Source organism: Niastella sp. (assembly GCF_045805085.1).
In the GTDB taxonomy this organism is placed as follows: domain Bacteria; phylum Bacteroidota; class Bacteroidia; order Chitinophagales; family Chitinophagaceae; genus Niastella.
Map to the genome: position 1 here is coordinate 1 of NZ_JBJMLX010000095.1, position 3,088 is coordinate 3,088.

The 3,088-nt window shown below is 44.8% G+C and carries 4 protein-coding genes; 1 reads left to right on the forward strand and 3 read right to left on the reverse strand.

Annotated elements, in window-relative coordinates; genetic code table 11:
• Together ACJ751_RS04760 and ACJ751_RS04765 are read right to left on the reverse strand one after the other, a co-directional pair.
• Positions 1-962, reverse strand: a 962-nt coding sequence (locus tag ACJ751_RS04760) for a helicase HerA-like domain-containing protein (RefSeq protein ID WP_407744229.1), incomplete at its 3' end; no start/stop codon positions are given.
• Positions 963-1,133: 171 nt separating this feature from the next.
• The gene (locus ACJ751_RS04765; protein WP_407744230.1) at positions 1,134-1,505 is read right to left on the reverse strand and encodes a co-chaperone GroES; all 372 of its coding nucleotides are present in this window, start codon (positions 1,503-1,505) and stop codon (positions 1,134-1,136) included.
• A 194-nt stretch (positions 1,506-1,699) separates the two neighbouring features.
• On the opposite strand from ACJ751_RS04765, the gene ACJ751_RS04770 reads away from it, so the two are divergent.
• Entirely contained in the window at positions 1,700-2,401 is a 702-nt protein-coding gene (locus ACJ751_RS04770; RefSeq protein WP_407744231.1) for a response regulator transcription factor, read from the forward strand.
• 172 nt (positions 2,402-2,573) lie between these two features.
• Here ACJ751_RS04770 and ACJ751_RS04775 read toward each other — a convergent pair.
• Positions 2,574-3,088: Holliday junction DNA helicase RuvB C-terminal domain-containing protein (locus ACJ751_RS04775; protein ID WP_407744232.1), on the reverse strand; the 515-nt coding region annotated here is incomplete at its 5' end.

Sequence of the window (3,088 nt, forward strand, 5' to 3'; positions counted from 1 at the left end):
ATGCCTACTCCTTTTGACCGAATGAGTTTTATGATGGTCTCAATTTGTTGTAATAATGCGTCGGTAGCTTCCTGAAATACCAGGTGAGCCTCATCGATAAACATCACCAGTTTGGGTTTATCCATATCACCCGCTTCAGGCAGGGTGGCGTACAATTCAGCCAGCATTTGCAGCATAAAGGTGGAGAACAACTTAGGCCGGTTTTGCATGTCGGTTACCCGCAGCACACTTATCATCCCACGGCCATCATCGGCAATGCGCATAAGGTCGTCAATTTCAAAAGAAGGTTCGCCAAAAAAATGATCGGCGCCCTGTTGTTGCAGCTCTATTACTTTACGCAAGATGGTGCCAGTGCTGGTTGTGGCGATCTTTCCATACGTCTGCTCTATTTCTTTCTTGCCTTCGTTGCTTACAAACTGCACCACTTTCACAAAATCTTTCAGATCGAGCAAGGGCATTTTGTTATCATCGCAATATTTGAAGATGAGGGCAACGATGCCTTCCTGCGTATCGTTCAGGTCAAGGATCTTAGATAATAAAATGGGACCGAACTCGCTAACCGTAGCACGCAGGCGTACGCCTTTTTCATTGCTCAGGCTCATCAGCTCAACGGGAAAGGTGGCAGGTTTATATTCGCCCCCGATCTTTGCCAGGCGGTCTTTAATATTATTATTTTCTGTACCGGCAGCAGCAATGCCACTCAGGTCGCCTTTAATATCCATCAATAACACGGGTACACTGGCTTCACTCAGGGCCTCCGCAATCAATTGCAGGGTCTTGGTTTTTCCGGTACCGGTGGCGCCGGCGATCAAGCCATGCCGGTTCATTGTTTTTAATGGCAGAAAGACATCTGTTCCAGCAAGCACTTCCTCACCCAATACAGCCGTACCTATCCGAAATGATTCTCCTTTGAACGTATAGTTATCCTTTACTGTCTGAACAAACGCATCCTTATTTGCCATATTCAAAATTTATGGCAGTAAGTTACATGTTTACCGGCAATCGACAAGCTCTTGCAAATGAACAATCTAACAAATTGAAAATAAACTTATTAATAAAAAAATGGAAATGTTCGCCGTAGGCAGACACTTCCATTTTCATAGTTGTACATTGGCAATTTTTACAACCTGGTTTTAGATGTCTTCTTCCCGTTCAAGCATCAGGATAGCACTTTGCGGAACGATATAATACTTATCATTTTCATACAACACTTCGGTGGCGCCGCTTAGTAGAAAAATGGCCAGATCGCCTTCTTTTACCTGCAATGGAACATATTTTACCTGTTCTTCGCTGCTTTTCCAGCTTTCTTCCTCAACTGGCATGGGAATGGCATATCCTGGACCAGTCTTGATTACATAACCCTGCTGTACTTTTTCCCGTTCCCCTACCCCGGGCGGCAGGTATAAACCGGTTTCTGTACGTTCATTTGGTTTGGCGGGACGGATCAATACTCTGTCACCAATGACAATAAGCTTTTTCAATTTGTTATCAGTTGTCAAACGCATACGACCTTTATTAAAGGTGTAAAATTAACCAATTAACGGTTCATACCTGTTATTTGCCACCCAACCCGACCTTTCCGCCAGCCGGCGGATACGTAGGGCAAAGCCGGCATTATTAACAAAAAATTACGCGGACATTGCCGGTTATAGCAAATGATTTAACTTTATTTACACTATCGAACTAAATCTACATCACAATGGAAGGAAAGAAACCAAAAATTTTATTATGCGAGGACGACCAGAACTTAGGAATGGTGCTGAAGAATTATCTGGAATTAAATGATTTTGATGTGACGCTGGAACGTGACGGTCGCCTTGGACTTGCTGCTTTTCAACGCGAAAGATTTGAGCTGTGCTTACTTGATATAATGATGCCACACATGGATGGATTCACCCTCGCGGAAGAAATTCGCGATGTGGACCCTGATATTCCATTATTCTTCTTAAGCGCCAAAACCATGAAGGAAGACATCATTCAGGGTTACAAACTCGGCGCCGACGATTACATCACCAAACCGTTCGATAGCGAGGTTTTGTTGCTGAAAATTAAAGCCATTCTGAAAAGGAATGAAGAAGTGAATAAAGAACAGGAGAATAAAGAATACGACCTGAGCGATTATCACTTCAACCCCAAATTACGCGAGTTGAGCCACAGCGGTAAAACACAAACTTTATCGCCCAAGGAAAATGAATTGTTGAAAATGCTGTGCGAGCACATGAACGACCTGCTGCCTCGTGAGCAGGCCCTCAAAAAGATCTGGGGCAGCGATACCTATTTCAATGGCCGTAGTATGGACGTGTATATTGCCAAATTGCGCAAGTACCTGAAAGACGATGACACCATCGAGATCGTGAATATTCACGGTAATGGATTCAGATTAGTGGTACCGGTTGCTTAACCCCCCAGCCCCCCTAAAGGGGGAGCAATTACAGTTACAAATTTATATTTCAATAAAAAGAAACGCTGAGAGATCAATCACTCAGCGTTTTTTATTTTGAGGAGGCTTGAATTGCCGATTCACGATTGCCGATTGCCGGCATGCATGTTTCATCCACCAACTGGCAGATCGGTTAACGATCTAAATCGAATAAAGAGCCCATTCCGCCGCTGCCCGGTGCTACCCTGCCTAAATGGGCGTAGGCCTTATGGGTTGCTTCGCGGCCGCGGGGCGTTCTTTTTATAAAACCTTCCTGAATAAGAAATGGTTCATACACTTCTTCCAGTGTTCCGGTTTCTTCCCCAACAGCCGTGGCAATGGTAGTAATACCAACCGGTCCGCCTTTGAATTTGTCGATAATGGTCAGCAGAATGCGGTTGTCCATTTCATCAAGGCCATGCTCATCAACATTCAATGCCTTCAATCCATGTTGGGTTATCCCCAGGTCAATAACACCATTACCGAGCACTTGTGCAAAATCGCGCATCCGGCGTAACAGGCCATTGGCAATGCGGGGCGTACCGCGGCTGCGCCGGGCAATTTCACCTGCCGCATCGGAAGTTATTTTTGTGCCGAGGATACTGGCAGAACGGGAAACAATTTTCTGCAATATATCGGCATTATAATATTCCAGGCGTTGTTTAATGG

Excerpts from the sequence above, each read along its gene's own strand:
- ACJ751_RS04765 (WP_407744230.1), bottom strand. The coding sequence starts at position 1,505 with ATGCGTTTGACAACTGATAACAAATTGAAAAAGCTTATTGTCATTGGT.
- ACJ751_RS04770 (WP_407744231.1), top strand. The coding sequence starts at position 1,700 with ATGGAAGGAAAGAAACCAAAAATTTTATTATGCGAGGACGACCAGAAC.